Source organism: Bradyrhizobium sp. th-b2 (genome assembly GCF_000426785.1).
Lineage (GTDB): Bacteria > Pseudomonadota > Alphaproteobacteria > Rhizobiales > Xanthobacteraceae > Bradyrhizobium > Bradyrhizobium septentrionale.
In genome coordinates this window covers 1-13,074 of the sequence record NZ_AUGA01000100.1, presented here as the reverse complement: position 1 = coordinate 13,074, position 13,074 = coordinate 1, and the positions used below count along the sequence as shown (strand labels likewise).

The window sequence follows — 13,074 nt, the reverse complement described above, 5'->3', positions numbered from 1 at the left end:
CCGGGACCGAAAGGACGACGGGCTCTATCCGCAAGTCCATCCACACGAACGAATAGGGCGTGTCGCTGTTCGGCGTAGGAATTGCCGTGTCTTTGTAGGTGAAGACGTTGGGCTCATTCTTGATCTGATTGAAGGGGGCCTTGAACTGCCCCGAATTGCGATCGACGGCGTACTCGTACATGACGCCGTAGTTCATCACTATCGGCAGGCCATAGATGAAACCTGCCTCAGCAATGTCCATTGCCTTGAAAAACCCTGGGCGGTCGGTGCTCGTCTGAGCGTACGTCGGGACGGACTTTGCCGTTGACGCCGTAATTGCGGCCAAGGCGGCTGAACGAAGAAGATCACGTTTCGTCAACATTTGAACGGTCCTTCCGGTCTATGGCTTGGCTCAAGTGAGGGTTGGCACGACAAACCTACGCTCGCCCCGCGCGAGGGTCTATGCAAAAACCCGTCAGGTTGTATGTCCGTTGTTGGCCCTTTTCCGACGTCGCCAGGTGATCAGCGGACGTCTGCTCGCTGGGGTCGAGCGGACGTCGGCGGAAAGGGGCGGGGGGTATTTTGCCATCCTCAGGCTCTACGGCCCGACCGAAGCCGCCATCGACAAGAGTTGGAAGCCTGGCGACGTTGAGAAGGTGAACTGACGTCAGGCTGCGGAATGCCGGGCGGTGAAAATAAGTGCAGATAAGTCCCATTAGAAACCCGGCCTCAGAGCTGGGGACTAGCGAGCGGACTGCATCTTCAACGCTTCGCCGATGGCCTCTCGGATGCGAGTGTCGACGGTGTCTACATAGGTCATATCGGAGGCTTGGCCAACGGCACGAAATGCGCCTTGGATTTCGACAAGTTTTTCCTGCTCCGCGATCACCGTATCGATCGTCCGTTTTCCGCCGAATTCGGTTTGGTATTTGATCAGCGCCGCTTTGCAGGCTTGCTTCACCGTGGCGCTGCGCGATGTCCGGTCGGAGCACTCAGCGAAATAGTTCAGCAGCGATCGCAACTCGGGTTCGCGCATGCGAGCGATCTCGGTGCGAGCGGCGTTGATGGTCTCTTCGGATGGTTGCTCGGCTTCAACAGTGTTTTGACGCCGCATCGCTCTTCGCTCATGACGATGTATCCCGGCATCATTGAATCTTTCCGAGCTCGAGTCGACGCCACCAGATGTGGGGTTATTGGCTAACGTCCCCAGGACTGAAACCGGCCAGCTAAAAGCAAACTGATATTGGCAGGCCGGACGACTGGCAACTTCGCCAGGTCAGTCCACGACATGATGTCGTACTGAGCCGAGGCCGACTTCTTGTTTCCGTTAGCGGAATAGAGCGTGAACTCCGTCGGCGGGTCGACGACGGCGAGGTCGAACCCAAACATCGGCAGCGGGTCGAAGAACCACGACTTCATGGCGCAGTCGGCTCCATGAAGTATGCGCGCAGCGCTTCCTCGGCCATTCATCACAGAAAAATTATTAGACCCAGCGGGGCCGCTCTTTTCAGCTAATCCGGCGATCGGCGACACAGCGGAAGAGACGGCCTCAGCGTGTGCCCACTCGCTGGGGCCGTTTCCGTTTATGCGCGGGCCGATCAATTGGGACAGGAACGAAGTGGATTCGATGAGTGTTGTCGTATGTCCCAGTGCCGTCCGGCCAGACGACGCTGGGACGACCCAATGTAACCTTGGCCTCAGCTTGACTCCTTGCTGGGGCCGTTTCTTTTGGGCGCTTGCACAAGCTCAAACTTCCGGCTTTGTCGGCGACTGCTCAGGTGGGAACGTTCCCAACGCTAGGAACGTCCTGCAGGACTTTCCGTTGACTATTTTTCGGATTGTTGGAGAGCAGTCCATGCAAGACGACTACGAAATCTTTCGCGATTCGGAGCTTTGGTTGGCTGCTCTGGTCAGCTGCGGGCCGGCGTTTCTCATTGCCGCGATGATGATCGTCTCGCTGATCCAACCGCAGTACCCGGGCTGACCGGTTGCGAGCTTGCTGATTAAACTAGCGAACATGTTTTGTTTGGATCGGACGGGCCTCACCGTGTCTGGTTTGATCGAGCATGTTCACCGCAGGGACCGTGGCCCTATCAGATGAAGCGTCCTAGTTCCCCTTCGCGCCTTTCCTAATTAGGACTGCACCGCCCATAGAAAGGGCCCAGCACTTCTGGGGGCTCCGTGCTGGGGCCGTCACTTGATCTGCCGATTAGTCCGACCTGACGGGCCCTGGCTACAAATACACCAGCGACGGGCGCCTGGTGCTGGAGAGCAAGGACGAGATGAAGAAGTGAGGCATGCCGAGCCCGGACGAGGGTGGCGTTGATGTTCTCGGAGCCTGGCGGGCCCCGGTGGTAACCAACAGCAACTTCAATCGGCCGCTTGAGTATCAGGAAATGGGGTACGCCTAAAGGCTATCCTAGCGCCAGATTGATCTTCGGTCGCAACTTGGTCAGGATTTCCGAAGCCGTCATCGGGTGGGTCTCAATGTTGCGGTCGCTAGTGTGGAGCGTTTTGCTGCTCGCTTTCTTCAGCTCGGGGATATTGGCTTCATGAACTCCGAACGTCGTGGCTAACACTTTGACGTGGGCATTTGGGTGAGGTCCTCCCAGTGATAACAATTCCAGGTTTTGAGGGTGAAAGCCGAATCCCAAAAACAAGATCATTTGCGCATTCGAAAGCGCCTTGGAGAGCGCCCCTCCGTCATGCAACACTTCACTTTCAGTGAAGGTCCGAATTCTACCTATGCGATCCCATAGGTCCTGTTGCGGCGCCGCGCCGAAGACAAGATTGCTTCCTGAATCCCGAAATATCGGTCGTAGCCCTCCATAAGGCCGGATGATGTTCAGATTCTCTATTGCGGCCTGTGCATCGGGTAACGTTACCTCAAGTCGCCGAAGTGACCAGAAGAGATAATGCTCGACGCACCGGTCATAGTTGAAAATGACAAACGTGATATTCTTAAAGGCGTGCTCGACGATCTGACTTAGCTTATAGCCAGTGATCGCCATGGAGAAGATCTGCTCTATCCATCCGTCTCGCCCTGCATCATGTGCTAAGCCCTTGCGCGATTGAACCCGCAGTGGAGATGATGCCTCTGCCATGAGAATAGCGCGCATGATACAGAGTTTTCCGACCTTCACGCACTCGGGATGTTCGCTCAGGAGGAACAACGCATCGTCGATCGAGATCGTAGAGGCCATCGCGTACGACAGCTTCTTGGCTGCTGCTAGGATCGCTTCACTGTCGGCGGACGTGCGGAAAAAGTTATCTAAGAGATCGCGGCTTCCTCGATTCAGCACGTCCAGCGCGTCGTCGTCCCAAGCAATCCCGGTGTCACGAGCAATCCCAGCGGCGAGCTCGCCGCCAAGCGGTAACTTGTATTGATCGTAGCTGGCGCCGGCGCCTACAGCGAGGACGATTGGTTTGTTGAACATGAGTGGGCCTCAGTGAAGATACTGAGACAGTATCGCAACCGACCGATCAGCAACATGCAGATGATCGTTCTCCGACCGATCCGGTTCATCGCATCAGCTTGAACAGCTCTTTGACTTCACTCACAGGCGAGTGTCGGACCCAAGCACGGAGCTATTCAGCTGCAGTGTCCGAGTCTTTGATCTTGGGCTCGTTTGACAGAATGGCTTCCGGAGAGGGCAGGAGCTTCTGATCCTAAACTCAGTAGCCGGATCGGTAAGTTGGATGATCTTTTCCAAACGCCGCCCCCTTCTTTCCCCAATCCGATCATTGCAGGAACTGAGGTGCATGTCCGATTGTTTGCTTAGTAGGAAGACTTGGAGGTTTCAGTGCGGGACCGATTAGCATTGATTTTCCTTATGCTGTCCTGCGGATTAGCCACGGCGCAGCCTGCGGCAAAAGGGGACGTCAATGCGCCAACTGGGCGTTCGGCACCCGAAGACAAAGGTCAATTGCAACCCCAAGGCTGGACTGGGCCAATCAACACCGGCTCAGGCGGAGCGCCACCGGAAAGCCCCCAGGGGCAAAGCCCGCCAGGGATGCAGCCGGCGCCGGACGGATCGACAAAAACGACGGTCGCGCCTCCTAAATAACTAGAGCAGCGCCGAAATAGGCCAAACTGGCTGACCATCATATTTTAATGCGAGCTTCCGAGCGGAAATACATAATGGTGTTGCGATGTCTCTGGGGAGAACGCGAATGCACTACTTCGATAAGCTTCGTAGGGGATCGCGGCTGCACCGCGCTACAATCGTCGATGATCATACATTCTCAATCCAGCCCGCCGGCAATGGTTCGAACGACCTAGGTGCTTTCCAGCGCGTGGCTCAAGACACTGTCCACCACGAAGGCGAAGACGGATATCGGATACCGCTCAAAAATCTTACAGGCTCAGTCTACGATCTCCTGGTCATTAAGCGAGATTGACGACTGCGTTGCTAAAGGTTGCTAGCGGTCCCTTGGTCGACTTGGACCCGCTTGATGCGCGCAGCGCGTCCCAATCCAGGGAATGCTGCTGCCCGAAAAGGGCAAGGTGGCCTGACCTTTTGATATCCCGCAGTGCTCTAATTTAAACTAGTGTTTCACTGTGCGAAAGCGCACAGTGAAACGATCATCGCCCACCCTTGATATTTTTGGTGGCTGAGAGCGTTGCGCTCCCGCGTCGCGAGGCGAACATCAGGCAAATGGCGCGCCTTGAACCGATGCGTTTGTCCGCATCGTAAGCCCATCGCAGGACACACCCGGGCAACAGTCAAAATCCGGAGCCAGAGGAATAGACGGAGCCGTACGCGGCCGATGGAGCAATCGCAATCTCGCGGAACATCGCGACCACAAGCCAGAGAGGGTACTTACGATGAGCACGAAATCGGGACGAACCCTGTTTGCCGCAGGCCTGATCACTGCAGCGCTCGCAAGCGGAGCAATCGGCCAGCAAGACGAAAAGCTCGGCAAAGTGGTCTTCCCCATCTCCTGTGATCCCACTGTGCAGGCCGAGTTCGACCGCGGCGTCGCCATGCTTCATTCGTACTGGTTTTTGATTGCCCGCCGAAAATTCGAAGATATTTTGCAGCAGGATCCCACTTGCGCCATGGCGCATTGGGGCGTGGCGATGGACTTCCTCGGCAACACCCTTGCAACCACCCCGACGCGAGCCGACGCGCAGGCGGCCTGGGACGCACTCGAAAAGGCGCGGGTCACCGGCGCGAAGACGCAGCGCGAGCGTGACTGGATCGAGGCGCTGAGCGCCTATTTCCGCGACCACGGCAAGGTCGCCGTGAATACCCGACTGGCAGCCTACACTGCCGCGATGGCGCAGATGGCGCAAAGCTATCCCGACGACTACGAGGTCCAGGTCTTTTATGCCTTGGCGCTTCAAGCCGCGGCGCCGAAAAGCGACCTCACCTACGCCAATCAAATCAAGTCCGCCGCGCTCTTGGAGAAACTCTTTGAGCAGAACCCGCAGCATCCGGGTGTGACCCACTACCTGATTCACGCTTACGACTTTGCGCCGCTCGCCGAGAAGGGAATCGCGTCGGCGCGGCGGTATGCCGGCATTGCGCCGGCTGTGCCGCACGCGCGACACATGCCTTCGCACATCTACTCCATGGTCGGGCTTTGGGAAGAATCCATCGCCTCGAACGCGTCGGCGCTTGACGTCCAGCCCGACTACTATCACGCGTCGGATTTTACGGTTTACGCACATCTGCAGCTTGCGCAGGACGCCAAAGCCGAGGCGATGATCAAGAAGTCGCTCGCCACCGCCGACCGCGGCGATCGTCCGATCAGCTTCGTCAATTTCACCGCCAAGGCCGCGATGCCGGCCCGTTACGTCCTGGAACGGGCGGATTGGGTCGGCGCTGCGGCGTTGCCAATGACCGCCACTCAATATCCCATGGCGGATTCGTTGATCCGCTTCACGCGCGGTCTAGGCATGGCGCGCACTGGCGATCTCGCCGGGGCCAAAGAAGAGATCGAAGCGATGAAGGCACTGCGAACGACGCTGCAGCGAGCCGACCAATCCTACTGGGCCGACCGTACCGAGGAGCAGATGCTTGCCGTTTCGGCCTGGATCGCACTGAAGGAAGGTGCGGGCGATCAGGCACTGCGGTTCATGCGGGCAGCGGCCGACGGCGAAGACGGCAGCCTCAAGCATGTGGCGATGGAGAATCGCCTCTATCCGTTCCGTGAATTGCTGGCGGAATTGCTTCTGGAGACAGGGCAGCCCGCAGCTGCCCTAAACGAGTTCGAGACCGCGCTCAAGCAGACGCCCAACCGCTTCCGCGCGTTCTGGGGAGCCGCCCGCGCTGCCGACAGCGCAGGTGACCGCCAGAAAGCCTCCGATTACTTTGGCAAGCTGGTGAACTTAGCCAGCAACGCTGACACGGAACGGCAGGAGATCCGTGAAGCCCGGGCATACTCGCGCCAGGACGAGACGATAGGTGGTGTACGGAAATAATCTCCTGATTGTCTGGGCCAACGCCCGGTAGCCATCAGGTTGAGAAAACAGTGATGATCCGGTCGGTCGCATTGGCAATACTGCTAGGCGGGCTGGTGAGCGGCGTGGCCATCTATGCCATAAGCTTTCCGGGCTGGCGGACCGCGACTGCGCCGCTGTTCGGCAGGCTCGAGAGCCGGGCTGAGACGGCCAGCACGGCGGAAGCCTGGCCGATCTGCACCACCATGGCATCAGTTGCATTGGACGTTGATTGGGCGCAACTCGATCCCGATTTCAAGACCGGCAAGACGGCACTACGCGCAGAGAATTGGAATGGCGCAATCGCAGCGTTCGAGTTTGCGGGGCTGCGCGACCCGACTAATGCCGATATCCAGAACTACATCGGCTATGCCTATCGGCGGCTGCATCAGATAGGTCCAGCTATTGGCCATTATCAGAAGGCACTGATGATAAACTCGCGCCACCGCAGCGCGCATGAGCATCTCGGCGAGGCATATCTGGTGCTTGGGGAGCCGGCCAGGGCACAGCAACAGTTGGCGGCGCTGGAAAACCTCTGCCTCATTCCCTGCGAGGAATATGAAGACCTTAAGCGGGCCATTGCAGCGTACGGAAGGCTGGCGACCCGCTGAGATCAGAAGCCAAAGGGAGGCTAAAACTGCGAGCCAACTCCACCTGGAGTTCCGCGCGGGCGCGGTAAGCCATGGCGTTTCGACGAATGCGCCTTACGTTGATTGCTGCCGTGCATGCGTCCGTTTGTGGACCCAAACATGCCGCGAGCCGCTGCTCGAATCGACCCGCGGGGGGGGGGGAAGTAGCTTTGCCAGATCGAGAACTCAGAGCTCAGGCCAGTATTTTTTATTGACGGAGCAGTTGGTTGATAGGAGCATATTAGACTTGAGACGCCCGACCTTTCGGAACGAATCCGTGCGGTCCCGCGCCTTCTGTTTTGGCCTCATGGCAGGCAGAACGGGAGGTTAGCAATGGCTATCGATTACGCTTCGGCTTCAATCGCGCTATCACAAACAGGTCCTCAGGCGCCTCGGCGGCAGTTTTTCTGCGACGAGGTTGGGCGGCGAGAATTTCTCTGCGGCGGAGGCGCCAGTCTCTTAAGTATGATACTTGCTACACTCAGTGGCTCGAAGCCGGTCAGTGCGCAGGCTGTCACTGGATCATTGCCTGAGCTCGACCGCGTGGCAGTTCGAATAGTGATCGATAGCTATCAATTCGCTGTCGCCCCGAGCAGAAAGTTGCCCAACCTCGATATCCAGCACTTTGGCTGGGGTCTTAGCGACAAGCCGCCGCGCAAAACTTTGGTTAGCGAATTCGGCCTTGCGATGCAGGTCGAGTCACGACGCGGCAACGAGACGCGCAACGTCCTAGTTGATTTCGGTTTCACGCCGGAAGCCCTTCTCAACAACACGAGCTTGCTTGGTATTGACCCTGCGGCCATCGACGCACTTGTGCTCAGCCACGGGCACCAGGACCACTTTGGCGGTCTCGTCGGTTTCTTGCAGGCGCATAGCGGCAAGCTAAAGCCCAAACTGCCGTTGTTTGTCGGCGGCGAAGGATGTTTCTGCGCGCGCGAGTGGACTGCACCCCCGGTGCGGGGCAGCTTCGGCGTCATCGACCGCAAAGCACTCGAGGAGGTGGACCTCGCCGTAACCGTCGCAGCCAGACCTGCCCTGGTTGCGGATCACGCCGTCGCCACGGGGCAGATCAGTCAGAAGACCTTCGAGAAGGTGCTGTCACCGAGCGCAATGACCATTGGTTTCGACCGCGGCATCGGCTGTTATCCCGAGCGCCTCAGCGAGGCGGAACGTACTGCGCCCGTCGTACCGGATCAGTTTCAGCACGAGATCGCGACGGCGTTTAATCTGAAAGGACGGGGACTTGTCGTCCTAACTTCGTGCAGCCATCGCGGCGTGGTCAACGCGATCAAGGAAGCTCAAGCCGCCTCCGGCGTGGAAAGAATTCATGCGGTGATCGGGGGCTTTCATCTCGCGCCCTATCAAGAGGACTACGTTCGGGATACGGTCAAGGCACTCCAGGAAATCGATCCGACTTACGTGATTCCGCTGCATTGTACGGGGGAGCCTTTCTACGAAACCGCGCGGGCTGCGATGCGGACAAAGCTCCTACGCTCGTACACCGGAACTCGATTGGTTTTCGAGGCGTGAGCGCAGCCTAACCATTAAATGAATGTCCGTTCGGGGCCCGTAGCCGACCCTTACTCAGAAGGCTGCAATGTCCGCTTTGGAGAGGGAAGCCGACCAAGGTCAAGCGGGCCGCCGTGGTCGGCTTCTGACCCAAATGCGAAATGCCGGGGATATCGGTGACTTCCTGCGCCTTTCGGCTGCCATTCTCAGTGCCTCATGCCAATGGTGATTGCTGCCTTGGTTTGATCCTAATCAAGCTCAGCAGCGTTGCGGCCGCGATCATCACCAGGATGCCAGCGAGACTGAGCGCGATCTGCATCGCAAGTCCATCCGAGATGCTGATCAGCGCTATATGGCTCGCGAGCGCCAGCAGAACGCCGAGGCAATAGATTGCCAGCGAGTTCTCGCCGCAGGAGATCGCCCCGCGCATCACTGGCGTCGTCAGCCCTCGCCAAGTGCGAGGCACGAGCCATACCGCCAAAATAGCAAGGGCAATAAAATGCAGCAATCGCAAAGGATCGAGATCCGATTTGTCCACCAGGTAAAGCAGCTTCGCCAGGGTTTGTGGGACAAGCACTTCCGGTGGTTTGATGCTCAAACCCAATGCGATAGTCAGGCTAAAAGCCAGATAGAGAACGGCAAGTACAAGCGCCGTGCGTGAGGTCATCCACGGCCCGAACCTCTTGCCTTCCGTGATACACCACGCTCCAAGCACAACCAGCACCTGCCAGGCCAGCGGATTGAAGAACCAAACGTTGTTCGGCCACGCCGGAACGGTCCAGCCGAAGACGTGCACCAGCGAATAAAGCAACAGCGAGGCGCCGAGCGCCACGTTCGGCACTCGCAGCAGCAGCCACAGCAGTGGCGCGAACAAAAGATGGAAAACCACGAAGAGCGGCAAGACGTCGGTGTTGACGGGACGGTATTGCAGGATCGCCGCATGTGCGAGCGTCGCTCCCGGATATTCCAAGAGAATGCGCGTATTGGTCTCGTCGGCAAGCCGGCCGCCGCCTGCGAGGTAAACCACGATGGCGCAAGCAAGCGTGAGCAGCAGAAATGCGGCATAAATGTCCCAGCTTCGCCGCAGCGTCCGGCCGATCACGCCGGTCCAGCCGCCGCGCGCATGCGCCTTGCCGTAGGCCAGCGCGCAGGTCACACCCGAGACGAACATGAACACTTCCGCGGTATCGCTGAAGCCGTAATTCCGCAGCGTCAGCCAGCTTCCGATGTTGTTCGGAACATGGTCGAGAAAGATGCACCAGAGCGCAATTCCGCGGCAAGCATCGATGCGCAGGTCCCGGCCGGGCTCTTTCAGCTCCGGTAGTGCGGACACCAGTGGCTTCGCAGGTGTCGCGAGTAGCTTAGGTTCGAGCTGCCGATGCCGGCCGCGCAACACCTTGGCAATGCGTTCGATCTCCGCCAGTGTCCGTCGGACGTCAGTCCTCGACGCGGCCCCGCGATCCTTGTCGAAGTCGACAGGCGCGTCACTGTCGGAGCGCCATCGCATCGGTTCCCGAGAATCGGCTAGATCGATCGAACTGATCGTTATCATCTCGACGAAGCTGCTGGGCGGCGGCGCAGGCACCATCATCATGGTGGCAACGGGCCGAAAGGACGGAAATGACAAGCCTTCCATCGACTCTTCGTCGGTAACAACCTCGTATGAGCCCGCCGGTAATAATCGTTCGACGCTTGCGATCCGGAATGGGTGCTTGAAAAGCACCGTTTCACGCCGCGATCGGGTCATCGTCATGCTCAAACTCGCAGGTTGGCGACGAGGCGACCGCCGCAGCGGAAAGCTGCTGGCGTACAGAGACGATGTTGCGCGCGCTGAGATGCTCCTCGTCGGACGGGCGCTAATCAGCACTTCGGATGAAAGCGTTTCCATTGCAACCTGAAGCCGGAACCTCCGCCTCAGAGCCCTGCCAGTCCGGGCTAAGACTTATCGAATACTGGTTACCGTCCCGACAGCGAATGCTCCAGCTATCGATCCCGGATTCGGTGCCGCCTTGATACACGTTCCGAACAACCACACCGCAAGCCTGCTTTTTCTTTTTCAGAACGGAGGTCCAAAAAGCGAGCTGCCCGGCCTGATCCTGCGCAAGTATCCGCGTCGTCGTTTGGTTGGCTGCGTAGCCCTTTTTGAAAGGCTCGGGAGCTAATACCCCGGATGGCACGCCTGTTGATGTAGTGGCGTTAGCCTGCTCAAAAGGCAGATCAGGATCCAGAACAAACCAGGCAGCCTGCAATATGACGACGAAGCTCGCCGCAACCACCGTGAAAAAATTGAGCGAACGCCTCATCATGTCTCTCCACTCCCGGAGATCGAGACATTGGTGGACATCGCGGCGTCGCGAGGCCCACAGAAACCTGACAAAATATGGCACTTCGCGAACAACACTGATCGCTGCGACTGCCTGCGGCGAGGCCTAAACTTCGACGAGCAGTAGCTTGACGTAGTGCAGCACCAATAGCGACGGGTTCAAGCAGCTGCGCCGATGTGTCGTGAAAAAGCTGGATGGTCGGGCTGACTAACGCCTTTTGGAACCGTGTCAACTCGGCTCGAACCGTCGCGTGTCATTGCGTTGCCGAGCGGCCAAAACAAGTCGCGTGACGGCGAGATGCGAAACGTGGCATCCATTGGCGGATGTCGAATTCGGCCACACGCGACCTTATCGATTGAGGCACCATGGGCCTATCAAGGGTAAACACAACTCACGAATTATGAACGCGTGGAGGTTTCAAACAACTGCTGGGGCCATCGGATGGCAGCGGCGCGCGAGAAGGCCCAGATCGACTGGCGCAAGCGCGAGTCGGCGGCGAGCCGATTTCGCGCTGAATGTGAGTACCCCGATGGGGCGGTTGCCGCTTCCGGCCATGGTCCGGTACCGTCATCGGCGACGATTTTGATCGGACGGTGCGGCGGATGTAACCGGCCTGATGATCTTGAATGGCCCCGACGTGCAATATCGTCGGGGCCATTCGTGTGATCGGCGTCGTTTCGTTCACGATGGATGTGACGAACTCGATAAAAGGTCAGCGTGACCGCACTTCAGACAAATGAGCGCGCATTCGCCTATGTGAAGTGTCCGAATTTCACTTTGCGAGTGTCCTAACTAGGTGGCGCGCGCTAGCCTGCCTTACCCACTAGATGAGCCCAAATTGAATTTGGGTAGTGGCCCAATTTGAACATTAACAGTTCGGCAACGGCCGCAACCATCCGAGTTCCAAAGCGTTAACGGCCTATCACCGCACTGTCTTTTGAGCCGTCATCGGTGATGAGAACGCCAATTGCGCTCCCGCCTTTGCCGGTCGGAAAGGAGCGCCTTCATGAAAAGACGCCGTTTCAATCAACATCCACCATCGGATGAACACTTAGAAGAACAGGCCATCCGTCTGCGTAAACACGCACAGGGTACCCCACCTGGGGTCGAACGTGAGAAGCTAATCCGGCAGGCGCGTAAGGCCGATGCTGCCGCTCGCATGCAGGAATGGCTTTCGTCTCCCGGCCTGCAGCCACCAAAATAGGCGCCATGCAGCAACCCAAAACGGACTTCAAATTACTAGACCGCACCATGTTGCGCGCGGGCGTCCGTGTGATCCGAAATGACACCGAGAAGTCCGGCACCATTGTCCGGGCTGACGGCGAAATCAAAGTATGGGACGATGGCCGGAGAGCTACTACCGGCGAAAGGTGCCGAGAGACATTCGTTTGGCAGAGGCTTCCGAAACCAGACAAGCCATCACTCATGAAGTTCACGAAGGCCGATTAAGTTCGAATGGCAAGAAGTGAGGCCGCCTCAATTGGCGCTCTCTTTGTTTTGGCATCGGTGTTGGACATGGCCGCGGTTGCATCGCTGGCGGTGCCGTCCTATTTGGCCCCGGCGACGAGACGAAGCGCGTTCGTGAAAGGTCAGCGTTCCTTCCTAGTTCTCCGACCGAGCATGAAGAACCATGCTCAAAGAGGAACTTGCACTCGGGCTGAGGGCGGGACAATGCCAATCAATCGGTTGTTGAAAGACAAGTGCACGCCGGAACAAATCGAGCTTTTGAACAAGGCTTTCAGCCCCGCGCTGAACTTGCTGGACGTGGTTGATCGTAACGACCCGCTTTGCGATATGGCCGCTCGCAAGGTTATCGAGGTCGGCGCAACAGGCATTCGCGAGCCGAGAGAAATCGCGGAATGAGCGTGGCCCGAATTGGCCTACGGTAAGGCCGATCCAGCGGCAGGCATGTGTGCGGATTTACTAGATAGAAACCATAGAAAATGATCCGAAAACTTTAGTGAAACAACTGGGCCGTCTCTGCGTCGGTTTGTCGGAGGGCAGCCCCATGACAGATCGCCAGTTCCGAGAGCAGGAGGTTCAGATCGCGCATTATCAGCTTTTGTCGCGGGAGGTCACTGATCCACTTGCGGCGTGTTTGCTTCGGGTCATTGTCGAAGAGCTTGAAGCCGACCTGCGAAGGGATCGCGACATCGGGCAGAGCTGCCCCGAATGAGGGGCCACG

General features: G+C 58.0%; 13 protein-coding genes. 6 read left to right on the top strand and 7 right to left on the bottom strand.

Annotated features, from left to right (window positions below):
* The 3 genes from K359_RS0143385 to K359_RS55380 form a co-directional block, all read right to left on the bottom strand.
* Window positions 1-361: DUF1254 domain-containing protein (locus tag K359_RS0143385; RefSeq protein WP_156929019.1), on the bottom strand; the 361-nt coding region annotated here is incomplete at its 3' end.
* 360 nt (window positions 362-721) lie between these two features.
* Window positions 722-1,093 (bottom strand): hypothetical protein, encoded by a 372-nt coding sequence (locus tag K359_RS0143375; RefSeq protein ID WP_029084709.1) that lies wholly within the window; start codon window positions 1,091-1,093, stop codon window positions 722-724.
* A gap of 83 nt (window positions 1,094-1,176) precedes the next feature.
* Window positions 1,177-1,398: a hypothetical protein gene (locus K359_RS55380; RefSeq protein ID WP_156929017.1), complete on the bottom strand. Its 222-nt coding sequence runs from the start codon at window positions 1,396-1,398 to the stop codon at window positions 1,177-1,179.
* Between the two features lie 436 nt (window positions 1,399-1,834).
* Here K359_RS55380 and K359_RS65975 point away from each other — a divergent pair, with 436 nt between their 5' ends.
* Complete coding sequence (locus tag K359_RS65975; RefSeq protein WP_256375212.1) at window positions 1,835-1,963, top strand: hypothetical protein; 129 nt, start codon at window positions 1,835-1,837, stop codon at window positions 1,961-1,963.
* 430 nt (window positions 1,964-2,393) lie between these two features.
* On the opposite strand, the gene K359_RS0143360 is transcribed toward K359_RS65975, so the two are convergent.
* A complete protein-coding gene (locus K359_RS0143360; protein ID WP_029084707.1) occupies window positions 2,394-3,416 on the bottom strand; it encodes a hypothetical protein in 1,023 nt (340 codons plus the stop codon).
* Window positions 3,417-4,807: 1,391 nt separating this feature from the next.
* On the opposite strand from K359_RS0143360, the gene K359_RS0143355 reads away from it, so the two are divergent.
* The 3 genes from K359_RS0143355 (at window position 4,808) to K359_RS55365 (ending at window position 8,586) form a co-directional block, all read left to right on the top strand.
* Window positions 4,808-6,409 (top strand): hypothetical protein, encoded by a 1,602-nt coding sequence (locus tag K359_RS0143355; RefSeq protein ID WP_029084706.1) that lies wholly within the window; start codon window positions 4,808-4,810, stop codon window positions 6,407-6,409.
* A 53-nt stretch (window positions 6,410-6,462) separates the two neighbouring features.
* Entirely contained in the window at window positions 6,463-7,038 is a 576-nt protein-coding gene (locus K359_RS55370) for a hypothetical protein (RefSeq protein ID WP_156929016.1), read from the top strand.
* Between the two features lie 351 nt (window positions 7,039-7,389).
* Window positions 7,390-8,586: an MBL fold metallo-hydrolase gene (locus K359_RS55365; protein WP_035978186.1), complete on the top strand. Its 1,197-nt coding sequence runs from the start codon at window positions 7,390-7,392 to the stop codon at window positions 8,584-8,586.
* A 193-nt stretch (window positions 8,587-8,779) separates the two neighbouring features.
* On the opposite strand, the gene K359_RS0143340 is transcribed toward K359_RS55365, so the two are convergent.
* Both K359_RS0143340 and K359_RS0143335 read right to left on the bottom strand, forming a co-directional pair.
* Complete coding sequence (locus K359_RS0143340; protein WP_084518759.1) at window positions 8,780-10,318, bottom strand: OpgC domain-containing protein; 1,539 nt, start codon at window positions 10,316-10,318, stop codon at window positions 8,780-8,782.
* 103 nt (window positions 10,319-10,421) lie between these two features.
* A complete protein-coding gene (locus tag K359_RS0143335) occupies window positions 10,422-10,868 on the bottom strand; it encodes a hypothetical protein (protein WP_156929015.1) in 447 nt (148 codons plus the stop codon).
* A gap of 1,027 nt (window positions 10,869-11,895) precedes the next feature.
* Between K359_RS0143335 and K359_RS60035 the strand changes: the two genes are divergently transcribed.
* Both K359_RS60035 and K359_RS62360 read left to right on the top strand, forming a co-directional pair.
* Window positions 11,896-12,093 (top strand): hypothetical protein, encoded by a 198-nt coding sequence (locus K359_RS60035; protein WP_084518758.1) that lies wholly within the window; start codon window positions 11,896-11,898, stop codon window positions 12,091-12,093.
* A 467-nt stretch (window positions 12,094-12,560) separates the two neighbouring features.
* Window positions 12,561-12,752, top strand: coding sequence for a hypothetical protein (locus tag K359_RS62360; RefSeq protein ID WP_035978190.1), 192 nt, complete (start codon window positions 12,561-12,563; stop codon window positions 12,750-12,752).
* Between the two features lie 94 nt (window positions 12,753-12,846).
* On the opposite strand, the gene K359_RS64070 is transcribed toward K359_RS62360, so the two are convergent.
* Window positions 12,847-13,074: hypothetical protein (locus K359_RS64070; protein ID WP_035978185.1), on the bottom strand; the 228-nt coding region annotated here is incomplete at its 5' end.

Bases quoted from the DNA above. Each gene is read 5' to 3' on its own strand.
- K359_RS0143375 (WP_029084709.1), bottom strand. From the start codon at position 1,093: ATGCGGCGTCAAAACACTGTTGAAGCCGAGCAACCATCCGAAGAGACC.
- K359_RS55380 (WP_156929017.1), bottom strand. From the start codon at position 1,398: ATGAAGTCGTGGTTCTTCGACCCGCTGCCGATGTTTGGGTTCGACCTC.
- K359_RS65975 (WP_256375212.1), top strand. From the start codon at position 1,835: ATGCAAGACGACTACGAAATCTTTCGCGATTCGGAGCTTTGGTTGGCT.
- K359_RS0143360 (WP_029084707.1), bottom strand. From the start codon at position 3,416: ATGTTCAACAAACCAATCGTCCTCGCTGTAGGCGCCGGCGCCAGCTAC.
- K359_RS0143355 (WP_029084706.1), top strand. From the start codon at position 4,808: ATGAGCACGAAATCGGGACGAACCCTGTTTGCCGCAGGCCTGATCACT.
- K359_RS55370 (WP_156929016.1), top strand. From the start codon at position 6,463: ATGATCCGGTCGGTCGCATTGGCAATACTGCTAGGCGGGCTGGTGAGC.
- K359_RS55365 (WP_035978186.1), top strand. From the start codon at position 7,390: ATGGCTATCGATTACGCTTCGGCTTCAATCGCGCTATCACAAACAGGT.
- K359_RS0143340 (WP_084518759.1), bottom strand. From the start codon at position 10,318: ATGACGATGACCCGATCGCGGCGTGAAACGGTGCTTTTCAAGCACCCA.
- K359_RS0143335 (WP_156929015.1), bottom strand. From the start codon at position 10,868: ATGAGGCGTTCGCTCAATTTTTTCACGGTGGTTGCGGCGAGCTTCGTC.
- K359_RS60035 (WP_084518758.1), top strand. From the start codon at position 11,896: ATGAAAAGACGCCGTTTCAATCAACATCCACCATCGGATGAACACTTA.
- K359_RS62360 (WP_035978190.1), top strand. From the start codon at position 12,561: ATGCCAATCAATCGGTTGTTGAAAGACAAGTGCACGCCGGAACAAATC.